At 57.5% G+C, this 24991-nt stretch carries 19 protein-coding genes; 8 read left to right on the top strand and 11 right to left on the bottom strand.

Annotated elements, in window-relative coordinates; translation table 11 throughout:
- Positions 1-69: 69 nt before the first annotated feature.
- Positions 70-1533 (top strand): TolC family protein, encoded by a 1464-nt coding sequence (locus Pla52nx_RS25130; protein WP_146520368.1) that lies wholly within the window; start codon positions 70-72, stop codon positions 1531-1533.
- 170 nt (positions 1534-1703) lie between these two features.
- Here the strand turns inward: Pla52nx_RS25130 and Pla52nx_RS25125 are convergent, their stop codons facing one another.
- A complete protein-coding gene (locus tag Pla52nx_RS25125) occupies positions 1704-4499 on the bottom strand; it encodes a M16 family metallopeptidase (RefSeq protein ID WP_231742012.1) in 2796 nt (931 codons plus the stop codon).
- Positions 4500-4594: 95 nt separating this feature from the next.
- On the opposite strand from Pla52nx_RS25125, the gene Pla52nx_RS25120 reads away from it, so the two are divergent.
- Positions 4595-4915, top strand: coding sequence for a Rieske (2Fe-2S) protein (locus Pla52nx_RS25120; RefSeq protein ID WP_146520369.1), 321 nt, complete (start codon positions 4595-4597; stop codon positions 4913-4915).
- A 690-nt stretch (positions 4916-5605) separates the two neighbouring features.
- On the opposite strand, the gene phoU is transcribed toward Pla52nx_RS25120, so the two are convergent.
- The 6 genes from phoU to Pla52nx_RS25090 form a co-directional block, all read right to left on the bottom strand.
- A complete protein-coding gene (gene phoU, locus Pla52nx_RS25115; RefSeq protein WP_146520370.1) occupies positions 5606-6298 on the bottom strand; it encodes a phosphate signaling complex protein PhoU in 693 nt (230 codons plus the stop codon).
- Positions 6299-6332: 34 nt separating this feature from the next.
- Positions 6333-7259, bottom strand: coding sequence for a phosphate ABC transporter ATP-binding protein PstB (gene pstB, locus Pla52nx_RS25110; RefSeq protein WP_146520498.1), 927 nt, complete (start codon positions 7257-7259; stop codon positions 6333-6335).
- 22 nt (positions 7260-7281) lie between these two features.
- Positions 7282-8535, bottom strand: a complete 1254-nt coding sequence (locus Pla52nx_RS25105) for a PstA family ABC transporter permease (RefSeq protein ID WP_146520371.1) — start codon at positions 8533-8535, stop codon at positions 7282-7284.
- Positions 8532-9479 carry a phosphate ABC transporter permease subunit PstC gene (gene pstC / locus Pla52nx_RS25100; RefSeq protein ID WP_146520372.1) on the bottom strand — a complete coding sequence of 316 codons (948 nt, stop codon included), beginning with the start codon at positions 9477-9479 and terminating at the stop codon, positions 8532-8534. Before pstC ends, Pla52nx_RS25105 begins: the two co-directional genes overlap by 4 nt.
- A gap of 85 nt (positions 9480-9564) precedes the next feature.
- Positions 9565-10671 carry a PstS family phosphate ABC transporter substrate-binding protein gene (locus Pla52nx_RS25095; protein WP_146520373.1) on the bottom strand — a complete coding sequence of 369 codons (1107 nt, stop codon included), beginning with the start codon at positions 10669-10671 and terminating at the stop codon, positions 9565-9567.
- A 206-nt stretch (positions 10672-10877) separates the two neighbouring features.
- Complete coding sequence (locus Pla52nx_RS25090; protein WP_146520374.1) at positions 10878-11882, bottom strand: AAA family ATPase; 1005 nt, start codon at positions 11880-11882, stop codon at positions 10878-10880.
- A gap of 517 nt (positions 11883-12399) precedes the next feature.
- On the opposite strand from Pla52nx_RS25090, the gene Pla52nx_RS25085 reads away from it, so the two are divergent.
- Complete coding sequence (locus Pla52nx_RS25085; protein ID WP_146520375.1) at positions 12400-14211, top strand: PQQ-binding-like beta-propeller repeat protein; 1812 nt, start codon at positions 12400-12402, stop codon at positions 14209-14211.
- A gap of 89 nt (positions 14212-14300) precedes the next feature.
- Here the strand turns inward: Pla52nx_RS25085 and Pla52nx_RS25080 are convergent, their stop codons facing one another.
- The 3 genes from Pla52nx_RS25080 to Pla52nx_RS25070 form a co-directional block, all read right to left on the bottom strand.
- On the bottom strand, positions 14301-15077 hold the full coding sequence (locus Pla52nx_RS25080; protein ID WP_146520376.1) for a 5'/3'-nucleotidase SurE: 777 nt from the start codon (positions 15075-15077) through the stop codon (positions 14301-14303).
- Positions 15078-15107: 30 nt separating this feature from the next.
- Positions 15108-16241: a (E)-4-hydroxy-3-methylbut-2-enyl-diphosphate synthase gene (gene ispG, locus Pla52nx_RS25075; protein WP_146520377.1), complete on the bottom strand. Its 1134-nt coding sequence runs from the start codon at positions 16239-16241 to the stop codon at positions 15108-15110.
- A 240-nt stretch (positions 16242-16481) separates the two neighbouring features.
- Positions 16482-18263 (bottom strand): hypothetical protein, encoded by a 1782-nt coding sequence (locus Pla52nx_RS25070; protein ID WP_146520378.1) that lies wholly within the window; start codon positions 18261-18263, stop codon positions 16482-16484.
- 290 nt (positions 18264-18553) lie between these two features.
- Between Pla52nx_RS25070 and trpS the strand changes: the two genes are divergently transcribed.
- From trpS to Pla52nx_RS25045, 5 genes are all read left to right on the top strand, one after another.
- Entirely contained in the window at positions 18554-19579 is a 1026-nt protein-coding gene (gene trpS, locus Pla52nx_RS25065; RefSeq protein ID WP_146520379.1) for a tryptophan--tRNA ligase, read from the top strand.
- A gap of 43 nt (positions 19580-19622) precedes the next feature.
- Positions 19623-20012: a holo-ACP synthase gene (gene acpS / locus Pla52nx_RS25060; RefSeq protein ID WP_146520380.1), complete on the top strand. Its 390-nt coding sequence runs from the start codon at positions 19623-19625 to the stop codon at positions 20010-20012.
- Positions 20013-20105: 93 nt separating this feature from the next.
- Positions 20106-21110 carry a dihydrodipicolinate synthase family protein gene (locus tag Pla52nx_RS25055; RefSeq protein ID WP_146520381.1) on the top strand — a complete coding sequence of 335 codons (1005 nt, stop codon included), beginning with the start codon at positions 20106-20108 and terminating at the stop codon, positions 21108-21110.
- A 401-nt stretch (positions 21111-21511) separates the two neighbouring features.
- Positions 21512-22447, top strand: a complete 936-nt coding sequence (locus Pla52nx_RS25050) for an aldo/keto reductase (RefSeq protein ID WP_146520382.1) — start codon at positions 21512-21514, stop codon at positions 22445-22447.
- Positions 22448-22503: 56 nt separating this feature from the next.
- Positions 22504-23325 carry a sugar phosphate isomerase/epimerase family protein gene (locus Pla52nx_RS25045; protein ID WP_146520383.1) on the top strand — a complete coding sequence of 274 codons (822 nt, stop codon included), beginning with the start codon at positions 22504-22506 and terminating at the stop codon, positions 23323-23325.
- 130 nt (positions 23326-23455) lie between these two features.
- On the opposite strand, the gene Pla52nx_RS25040 is transcribed toward Pla52nx_RS25045, so the two are convergent.
- Positions 23456-24913, bottom strand: a complete 1458-nt coding sequence (locus tag Pla52nx_RS25040) for a multiheme c-type cytochrome (RefSeq protein ID WP_146520384.1) — start codon at positions 24911-24913, stop codon at positions 23456-23458.
- Between the last annotated feature and the right edge of the window lie 78 nt (positions 24914-24991).

Below are 24991 nucleotides of genomic sequence, written 5' to 3'. Positions count from 1 at the left end.
TGAGGGGGCTCGATAGACGAAAACAACGAATAGACGTCGTTCCCCCAACGTGTTCGCCGAGTTTCAACCATGCCGCTGAACCCTGACACTCACGCTCACCCAAGGGTGCGATCGACGCGTGGCCGCAGGCTGCCCTCGCACTTTGCCTCCAAAACCAGTGCCGCCAAAACCATTGCACGATTGGCCACGACCACGCTGACACTTGCGACGCTCTCATTCTCTGGATGTTCGACCACGCCGACGGACATGTTCTCGTCCGGCCCACCGTCGTTGCACAATCAACGAATCGCTTCGTACGTTCCCGCCCCATCGAGTGCCCAATCGACACCGGTCACAGCATCTCATTTTCATGCTGCCGCAGTCGCTTACCATCCCGTTCAGCCGCCCAGCGATCAGCAACTGCTGCATCCGTGGGAGCGGTTTCAAAACCCGAGCTTGCAAGTCCTGCAAGAAATGGGGCTTCGCAATGCGGGCAATGCGAGTGTCTTGCAAGCTCGATTGACGCAGGCACGTCAGGGACGCAATGTTTCGTTGCCGATGTCCAACGAGGTTTCTCAGCTACGCCGTGATCTGTTGACTGAAATCGCGATCCTGGCCGCCGAGATACACCGTCACCAACGCATGCTCGTCGTGACCTCCGACAATCAGCAACGACAGTCCGAAGGCTTGCAACGCGCCAATGTGCGGATGCAAGTGGGCTCGGTGGGGCGATTGGATGTCGATCAATTCAACGTGCTGCTCTCTACCAGCGCAGCCAACGCGTCCACGCACCACCAAGCGTTGGATGCCGCCGTTCGTCGACTGCGTGATTTGGTCGGTCAACCGATGACGGCCGCGTTGGTGCAAAGTTTGGCTGACCAACCGCAACTCGCCTTGAATGATTTGCAAAACCGTCTGCCGGCCGAAATCTTGCGACAACGCTGCGATGTCCGCGCCGCCGAGCAGCAGGTGACCCAGTTGGGAATGCGAGCGGGAATCCCGGAAGCCGAACTGTATCCACACCTCGGGTTGACTGGCGAAATCCGAGCAACCCCAACGCCGCCGACGGCAAGCCAATCGCCGATGGACGACGCGTTTCGTCAAATCGACGAAAACGCCTTGAGCATCGATTTGGGCAATCAACAGTCATGGCAATTCGTGACTCCCTACAGCAAATTGGGAGTCGCCTCCCAGTTCCGCACCCCACTGCAACAATCGATGGGCGGCTATCAGCAAGCTGTGGTTTACGCTGCCGATGAAGTGCAAGCGAGACTGACGGAGTACTTTCGAACGCAGGATCAACTTTCGCAGCTACGAAAGACTCAACAGCAGGCTGCGGAATCGCTGCGGTTGACGCTGCAACAGTTCGATTCCGATCGCACGGACGCCACGACCGTGATCAATGCGTACACGCAACTGCAGCAAGCAGAGTCAGCCATCGTGGAATCGGAGTACTCGCTGGCGCGGATCGCAATCGACTTGTTCAACGCCGTGGGCGGCCAATGTTATCAAGACAAATTCGCCCACGCCGTTTTCTACGAAAACTCGCTTTAGTGTAGGTTTGGGAATGTACGTCAGGCTTTCTAGCCTGACATTGCGCTGTGTGTCAGCCTGGAAAGGCTGACGTACGGATTGCTGTAGGTCAGGCTAGAAAGCCTGACGTACAAAGCCTGACGTACAAAGCCTGACGTACAAAGCCTGACGTACAAAGCCTGACGTACGGGTTACTCTTCTTTGGCGGCCGCGAAGTCGCCGGCGGCGGCTTGGACCAGTTTCTTGTAATCGATGTACTTGCGGATCGCTTCATTGACCGACTCGACGGTCGCCGACGAGACGCGTTCTTCGAAGTCGTGTCGGTACTGCATGGTGCGATCATTGAAGATCGTCCCCAGCAATTGTGCGACCAGCGTTGCATCGTCGGTTCTCGAAACACGTTGGGCTTGCAAGTACGCGCCCTTGGCTCGATCGAGTTCCTCCTGGGTCACTCCACTCTCCCGTAGCTTGAAAATCTCTTCTTCGATCACGGTCATCAGCCGTTGAATGTTGGCCGGATTGGTGATGGCGTACAAGGTAAAGTCCACGCGTCCGTCCTTCGTACGTGCCGTCACGCCACTCCGGACACCGTAGGAAAGGCCTTCTTGTTGCCGGACGCGATCGCCCAGCCGGCTGCTGAGTGTTCCGCCGCCGAGGATGAAGTTGCCAAGCACGAGTGACGCATAGTCATCCGACGTGTCCTCCAAATCGAGTTGGTTGGACGAGTAGAAAAACGCGTTGGCTTTGTCGGGTGTCTCAATCATTTCCAGCGAGCCGGGGACGTCCGTGTTTGCTGGTTGCCCGGCACGCACGTACTCATTCTCGGTCGTCCAGCCCTTCAACGCGTCAGAGAATCTCTGTTTGACGTCGTCGGCATCGAAATCACCGACAACGGACAGCTCGCCTGCTTGGCTGCTCAAAAAGTCTCGATGCAACTCGCGAATCTCGTCGATCGAGACTTTTTGGTACATCTCAATCTCTTCTTCGTTGGTCGGGACGTAACGAATGTCACCTTTTTCGTAGGGTGACAATTCTCGACGAACGCGAAGTGCGGCCTTGGCGGTCGGATCGTTGCTGCTCTGTTGCAACTGGGTCACGATCTGGCGACGGATGATTTCCAGCTCATTGGCATCCAATCGGGGCTGACGCAACAGGTCCTTCAAGAGCGTGATGACTTCGGGCAAGAACTCGCGTTTGGTTTTCACGGTGACTTGCAGCAGGCCGCTGGTGCTGTTCATCGACAGTTCCGCACGCAGTCGTGTCAGTTCATCTTGCAGTTGCTGGTAGTTCAGGTCCGTGGTACCGCGAGACATCAACATGCCCATCAATTCGACCGCGCCCATGCGACCGTGGAGAGTTTCCGGGGTTCCGTACCTGAGCGTCAACATCAACGAGACGACTTCGCCCCGCGTTTTCTTAGGCAGCAGTGCGTATCGGACTCCCTCCACCAAATCGCCTCGCTGAGTGCGTTCTTCGATCGCCAAGGGCTCGGGGTCGAAGATCTCGCCTGCTTGGACCACTTCGCGTCCCTTGTAATCCTTTAGCTTGGCTGCCAAATCAGGCGATGGCGGGATCGACACCCGCTGTGCTTCTTCGCTGGGAATGAACAAGCCGACGGTGCGGTTGTTTCGCACCAGGTATTTCGTCGCCACGGCTTGAACATCCTCCGCGGTCAAAGCTTCCAGCGTGTCGCGAAACAAGAAGTACAAACGCCAATCGCCTTGGGCAGCCCATTCGCTGAGCGAAACGGCCAAGCGATCGGTGTCGGCGGCTTCGGACTCACGTTGTTTGAGCAACTGTTGAACGGCCCGGTCGACTTCTTGATCCGTGACGGGTTTCTCCAAGAAGGATTTTTCGATCGTATCGATCAGCGTCTGACGAGCTTCCTCCAGCGATTTCTCTTCGGGAATTTCCGCAATCGCCATCAACACACCTGGTTCGGCAAAGGCGAACGCAAAGGCAAAGACATTGCTGGCCAATTCCGTCTCGACCATCTGTTGATACAGACGTCCGCTCGGTTCGTCGCCCAACGCGTACGTGAGCACTTTGGCGGCCGCGTATTCGGGATGGCTGCCAGATGGGATGTGATATGTGGCACCTGCCAACTGAACATCACCGACGCGACGGAGAACGACTGTACGTTCGCCGTCTTGAGGCGGTTCGACGGTGTAGGTCGGGTCGATCGGGGTATCAGGAGCGGTGAGTTTTCCGAAGGTGTCTTGGATGAGCGACAGTGCATTCTCGGGATCGAATTTGCCCGCGACGATCAGCATCACGTTGTCGCAGCGATAGTACTTGCGGTAGAACTGTCGCAGGCTGACCACGGGCACTCGCTCGATGTCGCTGCGGTTTCCGATCGTGCTTTGGCCGTAGTTGTGCCAGTCATAGGCTGCGGACTGCATACGTTGCATCAAAATGCGGAACGGCGAGTTTTCGCCTCGTTCGAACTCATTGCGAACGACCGTCATCTCACTCTCGAGATCTTCGCCTTTGATGAAGCTATTGATCAGTCGGTCCGCTTCCAACTCCAGCGCGAAGCGGAGATTGTCTTCGGTCGCCGGCAGTGTTTCGTAGTAATTGGTTCGGTCGACCCACGTCGTGCCGTTGAATCGTGCACCACGTTCTTGCAAGACTTTGGGAACCTCAGGATGCTCCGGCGTGCCTTTGAACAGCATGTGCTCCAGCAAGTGCGCCATACCGGCTTCGCCGTAGCCCTCGTGTCGAGAACCGACGAAAACGGTCATGTTGACCGTCACGACGTCTTTGCTGTCATCGGGAAAGAGCAGGACGCGTACTCCGTTGTCCAGTTTGTATTCTGAGATGCCTTCGACTTCGGTGACTTTCATGATCGATTGGTCTTCGGAGGATTTTTCTTGCGCGTCGGCGGATGAGAGGGCGAACGTTGCCGTGCAGCAAATCGCAAGCAAGAACGCTCCGACTCGATAGCACCAAGGGGCTCGATCGCACCAAAGGGAAGGGGTATTCACGGGGAAAGCTCCTGCGGAGAGTGAATCTGGATTCGTATGACGGATTGTAACGCAGTGGGCAATCACCGATAACGGGCCTAGAGGAGACCATCGCAATGTCAGAGTGGAGAAACATCGCAAGATCGGATGAGCTGTCCGAGGGCGGGGCGATTGAAATCGTCCTGGAAGGCCGCATCATCGCAGTTTTTCGCAGCGACGGGGCGTTGCATGCGATCGACGGGATGTGTGCCCATCAAGGCGGTCCGTTGGCCAAAGGCGTCGTCGCGCACGGCTGTGTGACATGCCCGTGGCACGGCTGGCAATACGAATTGGCCACCGGAATTCAATGCGTCAATCGGCAACCACTGCAGCAGACGTTCGAGGTCCGAGAATCCGACGACGGATGCATCGAAGTGAAGCTGGAGGTCGAGGCGTAGCGTGTTGCTGCAAAATCAGGGGACGTGGTAGAGCCGTGTGCCGCAGGTTTCTGTCGTCATCTGCCGATGAAGCTGGGGGAGATGATGAAAAGGAGCTGATCGCGTATGCCCTGAAAGGGCATGGACAAGAAAGCCCAGGGCAAAGCGAAGCGACGCCCTGGGTTATCTGCATATGACCGTGAAGCGGTCACAGACGGTAGCCGGCGATAGAGCGCAGCGATCATCGCCGGTTCTTCACGTTCCCAGCAATCCCCTCAGTCGCGGATGCGACGACAGCATACAGCCTGGGGCGCGAGCCCCAGGTGAACACCGCCCGACGCCGCCAACAAGCCGCGGAGCGGCGACAGATTGCATCCGGACCACCGCGTGCTGTGGGCTACACCAAACGTTTTATGCTGTCGCTGCTCCGCAGCTTCTGGGCGGACTCGCTTGCAGAAACATGGGGTTGGCACCCCATGCTGTATGCTGTCGCTGCTCCGCAGCTATCGGAGCTAACCCGGGGTGCGCTGGCTTCGCTGCGACCCCAGGCTATGTTGTTTAACCACTTCGTGGTCGGGTTGGAGAATAAGTGTCCACTCTCGTTGCCAAAATCACGCGAAGCGATGATTGCTACGTGGATTTCGCGACACTAATTTTCCGCACGGTCTCCGATTCGAAAACGAACACCATCAACCGCTCAAACGCGAACCGTCAGGCGTGGTTGCCGTTGGACTTGGGCTCGCGGCGAACGCCGTGTTGATGTCGGACGATTTCGCCGTCGACCAAGTAGATCACTTCTTCGCTCAAGTTTTCTGCGTAGTCGGCGATCCGTTCCAGGTGTCGAGACGCACTGAAGCAGTGGACGGCGGGTTCGATCTGCTCGGGATCGTCCTTCATTATTTCTTGCAGTTTGTCGATCACCACGCGGTTGAGCGCGTCCACTCGATCGTCCATCACGATCACTTGGGCCGCCAAATCGGCATCACCGACGACAAATGAATCAAGTGCTTTGCGAACCATCGAGACGGCGGCGTTGACCATCTCGTTCATTTCATCGGGAACGGGAAACAGCGGAAACAAAGCCAACGCCTTGGCACGCTCTGCGATGTTGCACGAAATGTCGGCCATCCGCTCCAGCTCCGCGTTGACTTTGACGACCGTGATCAGCCAGCGCATGTCTCCGGAAACCGGTTGGTGCAGCGCCAACAGCTTCAAACATTCTTCTTCGATCTCGATATCCGTGGCATCGATCGCGGCATCGCTTTCGATCACTCGATCGGCGAGCGTGATGCTACGTTCGACCAGAGACCGGACCGCGAGCTGGATCATCTGTTCGACGCCCGTGAATTGCTGCAACAGCCGATCACGTAGCAAGTCCAATTCGCGCTGAAGATGTTTTGACATCTAGTATCGTCCGAGTGTTGTTATCCGAGGCTGATTAACCGAACTTTCCACGCACGTAGTCGTCGGTCTGTTTGTTCTCTGGCTTGGTAAAGATCTTTTCCGTGTCACCGGACTCGATCAATCGACCTTCAAAGAAGAACGCGGTCTTGTCGCTGCAACGTGATGCTTGTTGCATGTTATGCGTCACGATCACAATGGTATACTGTGAACGCAATTCAAAGATCAAGTCTTCGATGGCCAGTGTACTGGCGGGGTCCAGTGCGCTACAGGGCTCATCCATCAACAAGACTTCTGGTCCGACGGCGATGGCACGTGCAATGCAGAGCCGTTGCTGCTGACCGCCGGAGAGTCCAAGCGCTGGTGCATGCAGCCGATCCTTGACTTCTTCCCAGACCGCAGCTTTCTGCAGTGACCATTGGACCAGTTCGTCCATCTCAGACTTCGTCAGTCTCATGTGCAGCCGAGGGCCGAACGCGACGTTGTCGTAGATGCTCTTGGGAAACGGGTTGGGTTTTTGGAAAACGATCCCGATCCGCCGTCGCAGTGAGACCACATCAAGCGATGGGTCCAAGATGTTCAAGTCAGCTCGTCCCTCGTCTTGGCGAATCTGCATGTGCCCCTTGGCGGTGGCGCCAGGGACAATGTCGTTCATCCGATTGATCCACTTGAGCAGCGTGCTCTTGCCGCAACCGCTGGGGCCGATAAACGCCGTGACCTGGTGTCGTGGGATCTCCAGCGACAACGAATGAATCGCTTGAAAGTCACCATACCACGAGTTGAAATCTCGAATCTCGATCAGGGTCTGAGCGGCGCCGCTGCCCGGTCGCGAATCCGCAGTCTGATCTTTAGGCTGTTTTCCGGCGTCGGACAGCACCGGGGAGACGCTGGAGCCTTCCGAAGTCGACGCGGACCGGCCCGAATCCAGTATCGTGTCGTCGGATTGTTTTGAATCGTTCGTCATCATTTGATTCTCAGGGGCAGGATCAATGTTGTTGCATTTTATGGCGGATGTAGATCGCAGCCGAATTTAGGATCAGCAGAATGATCAGCAACACGATGATGGCGGCAGCCGCAAGCTCCCTGAATTCGTCTTGCTGACGTCCCGACCAGTTGAAAATCAAAACCGGCATCGTCACGGCCGTATCCATCATGTTCTGAGGACCGGTTCCTTTGGCAACCGCAGCTCCCAAGACCACCAGGATCGGGGCGGCTTCGCCAATGGCACGGCCCATGGCCAAGATCGCGCCGGTCATCACGCCGGGCAAGGCCGCGGGCAAACAAACGTTGCGGACGGTTTGCCATGTGGTGGCGCCCAAACCGGAGGAGGCTTCACGCAGCGACGGCGACACACTCCGCAATGCTTCTTGGGAGGAGATGATGATGATCGGCAAAATCACCAGGGCAAGCGTGAGCCCCGCAGCCAGGAAGCTTTTGTCAAAGGGCAGGCGAAAATAGTACCAGGCGCGCTCCGTGATCGTCCCGCCGATCGCGCCCTTTCGGACGGTTCGTTTGCGAACTTCCGGATCGGTCGGTTTGGGCGTGCCCGGTTCCCATATGGCGATGGATACTTCGTTTCCGTCGGCATCGACACCGACGGTGGGCTCCGTGACGGTCAACTGCCGCTGCTCGGGATCGGCTTGTGGAATCATCACCACCTGGCCTCTCTCGAGCGACAGGACTTGATAGTAATGCTCGGCGCCCACGATTTCCCAACCGTTGGACTCGTTCACTTTGATTTGCCCGAACACGTTGAACATGTAGACAAACACCGTCAGTCCCAGCAGCCCGTAAACGATCGATGGGACACCGGCGAGATTTGAAATATTCAGTTGCACGAACCCGTGAATCATTCGGGCGATCTTGTTGGTCGGTTTGAACTCTTCCAAGAAGATCGCCGTGCCGATTCCCAGCGGCATGGCGGCCAAAGCACACACGCCGCATACCGCGAGGGAGCCGAGGATCGCAGGCCACATTCCACTCTGTTCGATTTCCAATTCGCTGTGTGCGTTGGTCAGCAAACTGGGCCGCAACCGCGATTGTCCTTGATAGCCGATCGAGACCAACAAAACGACCAGAATCAGCACGCTCAACAATGCGATGCCGACACACAGCACGTAAAACCAGCGACTGGTCGCCTCACGTCGCTTGCTGTTGCGTGCTTGGTACTCCAGATCCGGCTCGGCCAAGGCTTTGGGGGTACTCGCTTTGGCGGCCGCTCTTGCTTTGACCTTACTCACTGATACGACTCCTGATAACGGCGTCGAATGATTTGGCCCACCAAAGTCATTAGGAACGTGATCAGGAACAAGGTGATCGCGACCGCGTACAGACTGTAATACTGGACCGTGCCGTATTCGCTCTCGCTCTTGATCATCTCAACGATGAAACCCGTCATCGTTTGTGCTTGACGCGTCGGGTCTGCCGTCAACGTGGGCAACGTGCCCGCAGCCAAGGCAACGACCATCGTCTCGCCGATGGCACGACTGAAGGCCAACAGGAACGCGGAGATGATTCCACTGAGCGCCGCCGGCACGACGACTTTGACGGCGGTCTCAAACGAAGTGCACCCCAAACCGTAGGCGCCCTCTCGCAGCGAACGAGGGACGGCTCGCATCGCGTCCTCGGAAAGGCTGCAGACCATCGGCAGGCAAAGGATACCGACGGCGATTCCCGCGCTGGTCGCGTTGAACGTGGCGAACGCGCCGCCGCTGATCAGTTGCAGCGACGGGCTGATGACCAGGATGGCAAAGTAACCCAGCACGACGGTGGGGACCCCCGCGATGATTTCCAAGGTCGGCTTGAGCCACGACCGAATCCGCTTGGACGCAAACTCGCTCAGGTAGATTGCGGTGATCAACCCCAGCGGCAGGGCGATGATCATCGCGATGAATGTCACTCGGAGCGTTCCGCTGAGCAGCGGCAGGATCCCGAATTTGGCATTCTCCAGTTCGCTGGATTGCAATGCCGTCCACTCGGTGTCGGTCAAAAAGCCTTTGACCGTGACTTCTTCGCTACTGAAAAAGCCCGCACTTTCGCTGACGAGCATGTAAATGATGCCCACGGTGATCAGCACCGTCGTCAGCGCACAGGCGGCCAGCATAAAAACGATCACGCGTTCCACCAGGACGCTGAGATCCGTCGATCGAAACTCGCGTTTTTGGAGCGCTTTGGGCACGGACATGCGTCAGGATTCTCAAAAAAACAATGGCGTGGGAAGCGGCATCTCACCACGCCATTAGACTGTCAACGACCAGAAGGCCAAACCCCTACTTGGTCAGGTTTTCTGCTTTGAAATTGGCTGCCAGGGGGCCACTTCGCTTGTTGCCTTCGGCATCGACGAAATGGGTGCCGATCGCCTCGTTGTCCAGGTTTTCCCGGCCTTTGGCGATAATTTCCTCGGGCAAACGCACGTAGCCGACTTTTTCGCACAACTCCGAGACGTTCTCCAGGTAAAAGTCGACGAAGGTCGCCACTTCGGCGCGAGGCAGCGATGCCGTGCTGACGTAGATGAACAGCGGGCGGCTGAACGGAGCGTACTTGTTGCTGGCGATGTTTTCGGTGGTCGGCAGATACGCGGTCCCGTCCTCAGGGTTGACGATTTCAACCGCCTTGAGCTTGTCCTTGCTTTCTTCGTAATAGGCGACGCCAAAGAAACCGATGGAGTATTTGTTGCCCGCAACGCCTTGGACCAAGATATTGTCGTCTTCATTCAGGTTCATGTCGTTGCGAAGCGACTCACCCTCGCCATCGGCAACCACTTCACGGAAATAGTCGTAGGTTCCCGATCCGGTTCCCGGGGCGAAGATGTTGATTTCTTCGGCGGGCCAAGCTGCATCGACATCGCTCCATTTCTTGGCTTCTGAACCGGCGACAAAGATCTTCTTGAGTTGCTCGATCGTCATCGTCTTGACCCAGTCGTTGTCGGGGTGCACGACGATGGTCAGTCCGTCATACGCGACGGGGATCTCGATGAACTGCACGCCATTTTCGCGGCATGCGTCCAATTCGCCCGGTTTGATCGGACGTGAGGCGTCGGAGATGTCGGTGGCTTTCTTTTGAAAGTCCTTGAATCCGTTGCCCGTGCCAGCACCGTCGACGTTGACTGTGACGTTGGGGTATTGCTTGATGAATTTCTCCCGAACAGCATCGCTAATGGGCGCGACGGTCGAGCTGCCGTTGATCTTGATCGTGCCACTCATGTTCGACACTTCTGCCGTGCCGCTGCCTGCTGAATCACTGCCGGCTGGGTCACTGGACGTGGCTTCAGCCGTGGTCGAATCGGTTGTCGCGGTGGTGGTCTTTGGCCCACAGCCTGTGACGGCGACAAGGCAAACGAGGCAGGCCAAGAAGCCATTTCCAAGAAAACGTTTCATCCGAAAACTTTCAGTCGTCGAGGGGAAGGTGCGATTATTCGGTGGCTGGGGTGCCCACCGCTAGCAAGCCGGCAAAATACCAGCACGCACCAATTTTGACGACCGTCAGAGGGCCTCGAATTCGGTTAAGATTCAATGAGGATTGACGAGCCGGATCCCCCATCGCTCCCGGGGTTGACGTCTCGCTTCGCCCCTGCCGGTTGCGTTCAGTCCGCTTTTTCCGGCACTTTTTCCAAGATATCCAGCAAAACCTTGTCGGCTTCGATGCCCTCCGCCTGAGCTTCAAAATTGAGCAGGACACGGTGTCGCATGGCGGGCAAGTAGACCCGTCGGACGTCTTCGAAACTGACGTTGTAACGGCCTTCCAGCAACGCACGCACTTTGGAGGCTAGGGCGAGGGTTTGAGCCCCCCGTGGGCTGCTGCCCCAGCGGACGTAGTTGTTGGTCGCGTCGACCGATTGAGGTCCGTCGGGGTGCGTCGCCATGGTCAAACGCACCAAATAATCCTGGACGTGCGGTGCCAAGATGACTCCGCGAACCAATTGCTGCCACTTGATGACTTCTTCGCCGTCCATCACCCGATGCAAGTCGGCCTTTTCGCCACGCGTGGTCCGATCGACGATGATGTTCAAATCTTCTCGGTTGCTGTAGCCGACCACCAGCTTGAACAGGAACCGGTCCAACTGGGCTTCGGGCAGCGGGTAGGTGCCTTCTTGCTCAATCGGGTTCTGGGTCGCCAGCACAAAGAATGGCTTGTCCAGGGTGTATCGATGCCCGCCCGCGGTCACCGTGCCTTCCTGCATGGTCTCCAGCATCGCCGACTGGGTCTTGGGGGTGGCGCGGTTGATTTCGTCGGCAAGCAAGATCTGTGTGAAAACAGGCCCCTTTTGAAACTCAAACTTCCGCCGCCCCGCGTCGTCTTCGACAATCATGTTGGTGCCCAAAATGTCCGCGGGCATCAGGTCGGGCGTGAATTGAATGCGGTTGAAGTTCAAATGCATGACTTCGGCCAACGTCCGCACCAGCATCGTCTTCCCCAGCCCTGGGACGCCCTCGAGCAAGCAGTGGCCGCCGCACAACATCGCCGTCAGGACGCCATGGACGATGTCATCGTGGCCCACAATGACTCGGCCGATCATCTCGCGAACTTCGGTGTAACGACTGCGAAACGCTTCGGCTTCGGCTTGCATCGCTTCGACGGTAGTGCTCATGTTCAATGGATCTCGTGGACGTATTCTTTTCAGGGGATCTCGGCAGGCTACCACTGTACCAGATGCCCAACGCCGGCGCGCGTAGCCGGGACAGCAGGAAAACTTTGGTTTTGCATGTTTTGTTCCGCGAAGCTCCTTCCGCCGAGCTTGTCTCAACGGAGGAAACTAATGACGGCTACCTTCGTTGTTGCTACTGCCGGCGCAGCTGGTGGCCCCCAGTGAGCCTCAGGCGCTAGCCGTGGGCCTGAGGCGGATTGCGGTGCCGGCCCACGGCTAGCGCCTGAGGCGGATTGCGGTGCCGGCCCACGGCTAGCGCCTGAGGCTCACTTTGATTCCGATGCATGGAAAAAAACATGGACTGAAAAAACAATGTCAACGCCAAATTTTGAACACCCCTGCCTACCGCACTGGCGAAGTACACCAAACCACAGGAACCCGATCGGCGAACTGGCGTTTAATGGTTGTGGTAGTCTATCGCTTCTCCCGTCATTCTCTCTTTTTCCATGCGAGTTCCGTCATGAGTCGCCTGTTCTCCAGCGGATTGGCCAACAAGCCGATCGCTTCATTTCTGGCCGTTCTGGTCACCGCCGCTTTGGTTTCCTCCGACCTGCTGCACGCCGAAGATTGGGCCCGGTTCCGGGGACCGGGAGGCGCCGGCGTCGTGGATTCGACCGACTCGATTCCCACGCAATGGTCGCCCGAGGCAAATCTCGCCTGGAAAACGGAAATGCCCGGCCCGGGCGTTTCCAGCCCGATCATCGTCGGCTCGAAAGTCTTTGTGACCTGCTACTCGGGCTACGGACTGGACCAGCAAAACCCAGGTGACATGAACAACCTGGTTCGTCACCTCGTCTGTGTCGACTTGCAAACGGGCGAAAAACTATGGCAGAAAGACGTCCCCGCAGCACTGCCGGAGGATCCCTATTCCGGGATCGGCGTGACCGCCCACGGCTACGCGTCGCACACACCGGTGTCGGACGGCAAGAACGTCTACGCGTTCTTTGGCAAGAGCGGCGTCCACGCGTTCGATCTTGACGGCAACGCGTTGTGGCAAGCCGATGTGGGCAAGGAGTCCGATCCGCCGAAATGGGGCTCGTCCTCCAGCCCGATCGTCCACAAAGACACCGTCATCGTGACCGCAGCAGCCGAAAGCCAAGCGATCGTGGGCCTGGACAAAACGACCGGCAAAGAACTCTGGCGTCAGGAAGCCCAAGGACTGGACAACATGTGGGGCACACCGGCCCTGGTCCAAGTCGACGATGGACGAACGGACCTTGTCATGAGTGTCGCCAAAGAACTTTGGGGCCTGGATCCCGAGACCGGCAAACTGCGTTGGTATGCCGATGCGACCGGTGCTGACCAAGCACACTCCAGCGTGATCCTGGACGGTCAACGCGCGTTTGTCTTCTCCGGACGCGGCGGCGGCAGCGTTGCCGTGGATGTCGGCGGCAAAGGAGACATCAGTGACGACAGAACCGTCTGGACGGGCAACGACACGGGCAGCTTTGCAACACCGGTCAAACACGACTCCAAGATTTACGTCGTTTCCAACGGTGTCGTCACCGTGGTCGATGCAGCCAGCGGAGACAAACTTGATCAAGTCCGCTTGGAGGGCGCTCAACGCGGCGGCGGCCGCTTCGGCTCGTTGGACTATCCCTCACCCGTCGCGGTCGGTGATCGATTGTTCTATCTCAACGGCAGCGGACAAATGTTTGTGTTTCAGTTGGGCGACCAGACCAAACAGATCGCGGTCAACCGCGTCACCACAGAAAGCGAATCCTTTGGCGGAACTCCGGCGATCAGCGACGGACGCATGGTCTTGCGTAGCTCCAAGCATCTGTACTGCGTGACGAACAAGAACGAAAAGGTTGCCCCGGCGGACTCCGTCACCAAGGCCGATGAGCCACAAGCAGAAGAATCGCCGCAGCGCGGAGGATTTGGTGGTGGCCGAGGTGGACCAGGCGGCGGACCGGGCGGCGGACCGGGCGGCGGACCGGGCGGCGGACCGGGCGGCGGACCGGGCGGCGGACGCGGCCCTGGGGGTGCGGGTGGCGGTGGCCGTTTCGATCCGATGGCGATTTTCAACGAGCGTGACGCCAACAAAGACGGCAAGCTGACGGCCGATGAACTGGCGGGCAGCCCGATGGCCGATCGCATGGATCAGATGGACAAAGACGGCGACAAAGCGGTCTCGCAAGAGGAGTACCGCGCCGGAATGGCCGCGATGTTCGGTGGCGGACGCGGCGGAAACCGTGGCGGGCGAGGTGGCCCCGGTGGCGGACAAGGCAACCGCCCGGATCGCCCGCAACGCCCAGAAATGGCTTCGTAAAAAGTACGTCAGGGTTTCTATGTACGTCAGGCTTTCTAGCCTGACTTACGTACGTCAGGCTTTCTAGCCTGACATGAGCCGGCAGTAAGTCAGGCTAGAAAGCCTGACGTACGAGAGGCTAACGTACGAAAGAACGGGGACAGATCGCTGATGGTCAGTGAGCCTGCGAAGCAACGCTCCACATCGCTTCCACGACTTCTCGGTCGACCGTGGAAATCCAATTCGTACACGACGCGACCTTCATCGATAGTCGCCGTCCGTGTGATCGGGTTGCAGTCCACCGGGCATCTTTCCCGGGGAACGCTCGGTGTCGACGGATCCACGGCGGGCAAGTTGACGTTCCACAGAGGCGGCGTCTTCGCTTCGTCGGTCACGTTCTTGGCCTGCCGGTACCGAAGTGCGACTTCGGCGAACTCCTTTAATGTCTGCTCTACCCAACGTGGCACGTGGTCCCAAGTCTTGGCGACATCGTGTCGTCGGTAGTGCGAAACCGCCATCGCCGGTACGCCCAACGTTGCCGACTCCCTGGCTGCGGCAAACGTACCGCTGACCATCAGATTGACACCCAAGTTGGCACCGGCGTTGACGCCCGACAAAACAAAGTCAGGCTCGAACTTCAAACCGAACAGTGCGGCTCGCAAACAGTCCACCGGCGTCCCATTGAGCGCAAACCAACCCGGTCGGATCTCTTCGATGTACAGGTCCTCACCCGTCGTCACACTGTGCGAACACTCGCTCCGTCCGCGGTCGGGCGCGACGACAACGAGCTGAGAAACTTGGTCCCCCAAGGTTTCGGTAACGCATCGATGCAGCGTCGTCAAACCCGGCGCGTCGATCCCGTCGTCATTGGTGAGCAGAACATTCAAAACAACTGAAATCCGACTGGTTTCTCAGGTTCACTTGGACGCGATCAGTTGATCGAGTTCTTGCTTCAGACGTGGCAGGATTTCGTCGTAGCCGAACGCCCCCAAGGCTTCCGTTCCACGTTTCAGATTGACTTTCGCAGGACCACACCAAAGCCCCAGGTCTGCGTCGTCGGTTTCGCCGGGACCGTTCACCCGACAGCCCATGACGGCGATCGTGATGTCGTAATCCTTGGCATACGCGGACATTTCTTTCACGCTTTGCGCCAAATCGATGAACGCCTCGTTCTCCACGCGTGAGCAACTCGGACAACTGATGATGTTCAGCGAATGGTCATTCAGCTTCACCACCGTGCGCACGCGACCGGCATGGATGTCTTCAATGATCTGCAATCCCGCCTGAATTTCTTCCGGTTTGCGTGGATTGGGCACGGTCAGCGAGACACGCACGGTGTCGCCGATGCCGTGGCCGATCAACTGTTCAAAGGCGATCCGAGTCTTGATGATCCCATCCGGAGGCATGCCTGCTTCGGTGACCCCCAAATGCAAAGGCACATCGGGACGCCGCTCGGCAAACCGACGATTGACTTCAATCACTTTCTGCGGATCACTGTCTTTGAGTGAAACGACGTAGCGATGAAATCCGAGCGAATCGACGAAGTCGCAATGCTCCAACGCACTTTCGAGCATCGGGGTGATCGAGTCCTCCGGATCATACTTTTCTTTCTTGTCCGGATCGACGCTGCCGCAATTGACACCAATGCGGATGGCACAGTCGTGCTCGACGGCTTGGTCGATGATGAACCGAACTTTGTCCTGCCACGGCTTGTCGCGTTGATGATGGTACAAGTGTCCGGGGTTGTACCGGATCTTGTCCACGTTTGGTGCGACGATTTGGGCGAGACGAAAGTTCTCCTGCAGATCGACGGCCAAGTTCGCCGTGGTTTGTCTGCGAATCTCAGCCAAGGCTGCGGCATCTTTGTCGCTGTCAACGGCGATTCGGACAACACCTGCACCGGCCGCCCGCAACGCTTCGGCCTGCTGGACAGTGGCATCGATATTCTGTGTCTTCGTCGCCGTCATGCTCTGAACGGCAATCGGGTTGTGGTTGCCGACGCAGATGGAACCGATCTTGACTTCGCGTGTCGTGTTACGCTCGATGGTCATAGGATGAAACGTGAGTGGGAACTGGAAATGACTGTCGTAGTGGACGAGGTAACGATTCCCAGCTTGTAGGACTCGTTACCTCGTCCACTACCTTTTGATCGGACGCTTGTTTTCTGCTTGGTCTTTGGCCCGGCCGCTTACGCGTCACGGCTCAGCTGTCGCCCCGGCCACCATCAAACGATACGGCAACGCCAAGGTTTCAACCAGCCGAGATCCGATTTCGTTTCGGCACGCCCGCCCTCAGCTTTGGTCCAGCAACGCGGCTGCGAGCTGAGCGATCGGTGGGACGGCCTCCTGCCCGGTTTGCTGGATCTGGGTGGCACGCGGCCCCGACAACCCATGATTCTGAATCTGACTGAGCTGCGGCGCCAATTGGTTCCAATCCTCCAGCAGGTGACCAGTCTCCTCCTGCAGTTCCGCCATGTGCCGGCGGTCGTTCATACGGTCACCGCGGCTGAGCAACTCGTGGACTTCTTTTGCATGGCGATAAAAACTCTGCACGTTTTCGGTGATCCCAGCCCGAAACTCGTTCGGCTGAAAGTATCGCTGATTTCGCAACACATGGTCACGCAATACCTCTGCGGTCCCCTCCAACGCCGCAGCCGAGTGCACCAAATCCGCCAACCGTACCGGCGACGCATAGTCGGCACGCAAGTTCAACGCTTCGCGCAGTTGCTCGCAGCTTCGGTTGATCTCGGCCACGTGCCCCAAGTTGACCGTGGGAATCCTGACGAACAAAGGCTGCCCGGCACACCAGGTTTCATCGAGTGATCGGAAGGCCGACTGCAATTCTGCTCGTTGAGGACGCGACGAAGTGGCGAGGTTGGTGAAGCGTACGGACTGCTGGGTCAACTGGCGCACCGATTCCAACACTCGGACTTGATCACCCGGCGGCAGGCTGGTCAGCGCCCGCAGCGTCATCTTTTCCGTCACCAAATCCAACTTCTGTTTCAGCCGTGTCGCGATTGGACCGATTTCGGTCACCGACGACGGCGGCGGGATCCACAACAATTCATAAGTCGCTTCGCCACACTCGCTGATCCGATCCAAACGTCGAGCGATGTGCGCGTCGCCCAACGCGTAGGCCTGCGCGCCGAACGCTCGCCAACGGGAGGCAAAGTCACTGAACTTGGAAACGCATTCGTTGTACCCGTAGCGGTCGATCCGTTGTGCATCGGCCAGCAGTTGCTGCCTCAACAATCGACAGTCATGCTCCAGCCGATGGCACTGGTCCCGCGGAATCGAAGACAGTTCCAAATCGTCCATCAAAGTTTGCATGTGCGCCGCAGCGGTCGTCATTTGATCTCGTAACGCGATCCGATCGAACTGTGGTTGGATGTTCAGTTGTCTGCTCATGGCAGTGCAAAGTTGATCACACGTGCGAATGGCATCGTTGCAACTGTCGCTCAGCCCACCGACCCTGCGCAGTTGAAACGAAATGTTACGCCAGCGACTGTCCCATTCCTGATGGCTGGGAATGATTGGCGAGAGAACGCTCAGTCCATCGCACTGCCTGAGCAACGTTCGTCCCGATGCGGAAACCTCATAGACTTGTGGCATCAACGTACGCAGTTCAGCGTTTCGCGTCGCGGCAGAACGCAACTCGGCGACCAATTGCGAATACGATTGATTGAACGCAACCAGGTTCTGCGCGTACTGGGCCGCCTTTTCACTCCGCACATTGATCGAGCCTAATTCCGGCCCGCGATCCGGCCTGATGGGAGCCCCAGGAGGCGTGCCAACTGGCGGACGTGCGGGCAAGTTCGGTTGCGGGACACCGAATCCACTGGGCAAACGCACTTCGTACGGATCCCGCCTGGATTCTTGTTCGCGTTGGATTGCTTCGCGTCGCGCCCGCTCTTCGGCTTCGGCACGTTTCTGTCGCTCGCGTTCGAGTTGACTTTCCGCCAACGTCCGAAAGAGTCCTTCGATCAATTGGCCGTTCTGCGCCGAACCGGTGCGGGCCGCTCCGCTCCAGGTCGCGACGACAACGATGGCAATCAATAGGCAACGAATCAGCATGACAAGCTCTCAGGGAGGTTGGATTAGATAAGACAGCAGCAAAGCGTTTCGCCACGGATGGCATTCGTTGATTCTACGTACCCCGGCCGGGTTTTCGCACCGTTGGCGTGGATTCCCCAAGGTGTAATTCCCAGGAAATGCACGCAAATCAGTCGCTTGCCGCTCCCGGCGTTGTTTTCTGCGTCGAATCGACCACAATTCTCGGTCCTAAATTGCTGCCCCATTCCGAGCGTCCTGTCGAATCGTTACGACGACAGCAATGCTCGGAAGATCCGTTTGAGGATTCTTTCATGTCGTCCGCTGATCGTCCCGTGTCCCCATCCGAGCCAACCGAGAAATCCGCCAAGGGTCCCTTACGCGTTCTCTCAGGGATCCAGCCGACCGGACGACCGCACTGGGGCAACTACTTCGGCGCGATCCGTCAGTACATCGATCTGCAAGAGGCCAATGAAGGCTACTACTTCATCGCCGACCTGCACGCATTGACCACCGTTCGAGACGCCGCCGTGCTGCGTCAGAATGTGCTCGACACCGCGATGGATCTGCTGGCGTTGGGACTGGACCCGACCAAAGCAACCTTGTTCGTTCAGTCGCACATCCCCGAGGTCAGCGAATTGTGCTGGCTGCTGCTCAGCGGCACGCCGATGGGATTGCTGCAACGCTGCGTGGCGTACAAAGAAAAGGTTGAGAAAGGATTGCCGGCCGACGTGGGGTTGTTTACTTATCCGGTTTTGCAAGCCGCAGACATCCTTGCCTATGACAGCCAACTGGTGCCGGTGGGTGCCGATCAAGTTCAGCACATCGAGGTATGCCGCGACATCGCTAGTCGTTTCAACCATCAGTTCGGCGACACCTTTGTCTTGCCGAAAGCCAATGTGTTGGACGCCAGCGCCAAAGTACCGGGCACCGACGGCGAAAAGATGAGCAAGAGCTACGACAACACGCTGCCGCTGTTCGGCGAAGTGAAAAAAATCAGCAAACAGATCATGAGGATCACGACGGACAGTCGGCCGATGGAGGATCCCAAAGAACCCGAGGACGACCACTTGTTCCAACTGTTCCGATTATTCGGCAACCCGGACGAGATCGATGCGATGGCCGCGATGTACCGACGTGGAGGCTTCGGCTACGGGGACGTCAAGAAGGCGATCGCCCAATCCAGTGAAGCCTACTTTGCCGACGCCCGAGAAAAACGTGCAGAATTGGAACAGAATGTGGATTACGTCCACCAAGTGCTTGCAGAGGGAGCGGAAAAGGCTCGCAATGTCGCCGCAAAAGTCTTGGGCCGCGCCCAATCGGCTTGCGGGCTAAGATAAAGGCTCACGAGAGCTCAAAACGCAAACGGCTGGAACGCAACATATGGCAATCCTGGGAATCGGTACCGAAATTGTCGAGATTGTGCGGATCGCAACGATGATCGAAACGCACGGTGAACAATTTTTGGAACGCGTCTACACGGCCGATGAAGTGGACTATTGTGTGGGCTCGGGAAACGCATCGCTGAATTTTGCCACCCGCTGGGCGGCCAAGGAAGCGGCGATGAAGGCACTGAGATGTCGCCGCCAAGGTGTTCGCTGGAACGAAATCGAGTTGGAAGTGCGTCCGGCCGAAGGCCCCGTGATCGTGTTGCACGGAACGGCGGCCGAAGTCGCGATGCGAAACGACGTCGAGAAACTGCACGTCAGCTTGGGCGGTTGCCGCACTCACGCGACCGCTTACGTGATCGCAACCGACGACGAAGTGATGTAGTTTCGGCGATGCGTTCTCGGTGTCGCCTTCTCCCAATTCACTGATTCCCGATTCACTAACAAATCACGACCGACTAGACCCAGCCTGCCCCACATGTCCGAACGAATCTCCGGAATCCTGACGCCCAACATCACGCCGGTCGATGCACTGGGGCGAGTCGACGAAGACACCTTGAGGGGCTATGTCGACTGGTTGATCGAAAGGGGCGTCGACGGGCTGTATCCCAACGGCAGCACCGGCGAGTTCGTACGCTTCACCGCCGACGAACGCCGACGCATCGTCCAGATCGTCGTCGATCAAACGCGTGGGCGTGTTCCGATTCTGGCTGGGGCAGCCGAAGCCAATGCCAAAGAAACGATTGCCGCCTGTGATGCTTACGGCGAAATGGGGGTCCGCGCCGTCGCGATCGTCGCACCGTTCTATTACCGACTCAGCGAACAAGGCGTCTACGCTTACTTTCGCGAAATCGCCGACGCCGTCTCGGTCGACGTCACGCTCTACAACATCCCCCTGTTCGCTTCACCGATCGAAGTCGGCACGGTGGTGCGATTGGCGTCGGAGTGCCCACGCGTGATCGGCATCAAAGATAGCAGTGGCGATTTGCCAAACATGATGCGGATGATTTCACAAATCCGCCCGATGCGTCCCGAGTTCAGTTTCCTCACCGGATGGGACGCTTCGCTGGCACCGATGTTGATCATCGGCGCCGACGGAGGCACGAATGCGACCAGCGGCGTGGTTCCCGAATTGACCCGCGCGATCCATCGCAATGTTCAGTCGGGGAATATCGATGAAGCCATGCGGCTGCAGTTTCAGTTGCTGCCGCTGTTTGACGCACTGATTTCAGTAGGCGAGTTCCCCGAAGGTTTCCGGGCCGGAGCAAGATCACGGGGATGGAACCTTGGCGCAGGACGCGCACCGCTGTCGGATCGCCAACGTGACATGGTCGCCGCAGCCCAACGCGAGATCGACGCGTTGGTCAATGAAGCCGCACATCTGACCGACGCCAGTAGCAACGCCTCGGGCGACACCCTGACCATGCCCACACAAACGATCGAACAAATCGTCCAAAAAGTGATGCGTCAGTTAGGGCGATAGGCTCGTCTGTCAAAACGTTGTCGTTGACTTGATGTTTCGGCGTTATTCATTGAGCCGTTTCTTGTCCACTGTTACATCTCGGGGCGTATGGTGGTGTTCGTTTTCGACTTGGAAAGTCGAACGACAATTGTCGCTCGACTTTCCAAGTCGATAGCGTGCCCCGCCAAACGTCTTGCCATTGCCAATCGTTAACTTGCGCATACCGGCCCCCTCCCACGCGATCGCCTTAACGGCACTGCTCCCAAAAAGTGTCTCAAAGGCAATAAACCTGCGGTACCGAATCGCTTTGCCGCTCGTTCCGATCGTTTCAGACGCCTCTGCCGGCTGTCACGAGAAATGAATCTGGTACGCTAGTCTCGATATTGAATTCCTTCTTTCCTTCACTCCTTTCGCTCGCGGCAATGGAAAAACGAAAACTCGGAAACACCGGTCTGGAACTCTCTGTACTCGGCTTTGGTGCATCGTCCATCGGTGCGGAATTCAGGCCGATCGATGTCGCTGAGGCACTTCGATGTGTCAACGTGGCGATGGAGCGGGGCATGAACTACATCGACACGGCGGCGTACTACGGGCGCGGGATGAGCGAAGTGATGCTGGGGCGGGTGTTGCCCGAGATTCCTCGCGACTCTTACGTCCTGAGCACCAAGCTAGGACGCTACGCCCCAGCCCACTTTGATTTTAGCGCTCGTCGCGTCGCCGAAAGCATTGATATCTCGCTGGAGCGGATGCAAGTCGAGCACATCGACATTGTGTTTTGCCACGACATCGAGTTTGTGGACCTGAATCAAATTGTTGATGAAACCATCCCGGCGCTGCGAAAGGAAGTCGAGAAGGGAAAAGTGCGTTTCATCGGCGTCAGCGGCTACCCGATGAAGATCTTTCACGAAATGATGTCTCGCGCGGACTTGGATGTTGTGTTGACGTACAACCACTACACGCTGCAAAACGACATGGCGTTGGATCTGATCGAGCCCTGTTCGCAACGCGGTGTCGGATTGATCAACGCCGCGCCGTTTTCCGCAAGACTGCTGACCAACGCACCACTGCCCGTGTGGCACAAAACCACGGACGAGGTTCGTGCCGTGGCTGCCAAAGCGGCCAAGCACTGCGAGGACGCCGGAACCGACATCGCGAAATTAGCGTTGCAGTACTCGGTCGCCCACCCCAGCTTCGCCAGTTGTGTGACCGGGTCGGCAAGTCCAGAACGGGTCAGCCAGTGGTGCGATTGGCTGGACGAACCTTTGGACGAAAAACTGGTCGCGGAGGTCAAAGAAATCCTGGCTCCGATCCACAATTGGGTCTACGTCGAAGGACGCCCAGAAAACAACGACGGTTGATCTGGAACACCACCCACGATCACAACTTTCCTCTCCATCAAACACCTTCCTGCTCCATGAAATCCTGCATCACCATCAGTCTTGTCGAAGAATCGCGAGGCGGCCCCTTTGTTCTTTGGGACGGCCTGGACAAGTCCATCGCCTTTGCCGCCGAGTTGGGTTACGACGCGGTAGAAATCTTTGCTCCCGGACCTGAGTCGATCGATGCAGATGATTTGGGGCGAATGTTGGATTCCGCAGGGTTGCAGCTTGCCGCGTTGGGAACCGGTGCCGGTTGGGTCAAGCATCGTTTGCAACTCGCCGACGCAGACGCGGGAAAGCGAGAACAGGCAAAGGCGTTTGTTCGATCCATCATCGACCTGGCAGGCGGTTTCGGGGCGGCAGCCATCATCGGTTCGATGCAGGGCCGTAGCGAAGGAGCGGTGGACAAGCAGACCGCGCTGGCGTATTTGTGCGAAGCGCTGGAGGACGGTGGAGACGCTGCCGCAAAGTATGGCGTGCCCTTGATCTACGAACCGCTCAATCGATACGAAACCAACCAGTGCTGTACCGTCGCTGACGGCGTTCAGATTCTGGAGTCGCTGTCGACCGACAATGTTCGTTTGCTGTGCGACTTGTTTCACATGAACATCGAAGAAGAAGACATCGCTGCGGCCCTGATCACGGGCGGACAGTGGGTCGGGCACATCCATTTCGTCGACAGCAATCGCCGGCCCGTCGGCTGCGGTCACATGCAATACGGTCCGATCATTGATGCGTTGCGAAGCATCCAGTACCAGGGATACTTGTGCGCCGAAGCGTTTCCTTGGCCCGATCCACACGAAGCCGCGCGGCAAACGATCCGAGCGTTTCGTTACTGGACAGGACGTCCTGAGTAGAACCGCGAAACGGCTCACTAAGCGATGGTTGGGAATCCTAGGAAAAACGATTCATCTACTGGCGCACTTGGTAGTGAGATTTGCCAGATTTCCTTTCGCTTGGGATTTCTGGCGAAGTCCACTACGTCATTTATTGAGGAACCGTTTTCAGCGACTGCAGGTACTCCTTCGTGGCCGCTCGGTCGACTCGGATGAAGTGGTCACGCAGCGGTGGAAAAACGCTTTCGCTGCCGAGTTCCATCCGCATCCGTTCGGATTCCTTTACGGGGACATGGCAATCAACGCAGTTGGCGGCCAAGTCCAATCCATCAACGGGCTGATCGTTCATCCCGCACTCGGACACTTCATGGCATTTCATGCAACGCTCGGAAAACAGCCGTTTGTTTCCACGTTCATGTTTGTGTGGATCATGGCAGTCGGCACACGCCATCTCCGTCTCCTGAAAACACTTGCTCAGCGATAAGCGTGCGACTTGATTGCTGGTATGGACGCTATTGCCGGCTTCGTTGGGATCGGGGGCTTCGAATCGGTCCTCAAAGCGATCGCCCGGTTGAAAGGCGAAGGGTTCTCCCTTGGCAGGCGTGACCGTCGAGTGGCATTGTCCGCACAGATCCAATTGCCCTTGACGCGAAAGCTGTGTGGGGACGGATATGTGTTGCCCTTTTTTCTCATCCTTGTTTTGGCGATGAAATTCGACGTGCTTCTCGCCCGTTCCATGACAACGCTCGCATGAGACCCCCAGAATAAAACTGCTTTCGGTGAACTGGTTTCCCTCGCCACGCGAGTCCGCGTAGGTGAAATGGCATTCGACGCAGCGGCTTCCGATGCTGCGTGAATAGTTTGCATCGCCATCAAGGTAACCAGGGCTGTTGATCCAGCCGTCTGCCGTCTCGGCGTAGCTGACGTTGGCTTGATAAAGTCCATCCTCGTGCCAGTACAAATAGCTTTCGCCGAGTTTTCCGGAGCCGACGATGATGTCCATCGGGACTTCGAATTGCCAGCCGTAATAGGACACCCGCTGATAGAACTTGCCGTCGCGCTCCACCATTTTGAACGCGACTTGAGGTGACTTTGTCGACAAGACGTTCTTTCCTTCTTCAAATGAGCCTCCAAACGCTTCGGTTTCAGGTAATCGGCTTGTGCGATGGTGAGCGGTGTGAATGAACGAATCGTGTTTTTCCTGGTGGCACTCCGCGCAGACATTGGCGCCGAGGAATCCCGGGTTTTCATGGACCGGTTCTTGCTCGGCTGGCGGCGTTCTGAAGCGGCCTGCGCCGAACGGGATCTCGATTCCAAACGGCTCACCTGGATATCCGACGAACCAAAACATGCCACCTTCGCCCGGCCTGACATCCAAGACTTTGGGAACCGGCACGCCTTTCCCCGCCGCTTCCAACGCGGCCCAGTCGGGCTCGTCAGCGACCACGTCGTTCTCAACAACCGCTGACCCGACGGACTCTCGCATCTGACGCTGCCGAAGACGTTCTGCGACATCGTCTTGTTGGCCGTCACTGCCGGTGGTCGTGAAATAATAGACAACCACCGCGAACGCAATGACAAACAATCCGATGATCCAAGGTGATCGCATGAGTGGCCGAGTTCCAAACGATTGGTGTTGGTGGATGTGCTAAGTAGAACAATACATTCACTGACGCATCAGGTAATG

Origin of the sequence: Stieleria varia, assembly GCF_038443385.1 — a bacterium.
Lineage (GTDB): Bacteria > Planctomycetota > Planctomycetia > Pirellulales > Pirellulaceae > Stieleria > Stieleria varia.
The sequence above is the reverse complement of the archived record's forward strand: the minus strand, read 5'-3'. Positions and strand labels throughout refer to the sequence as shown.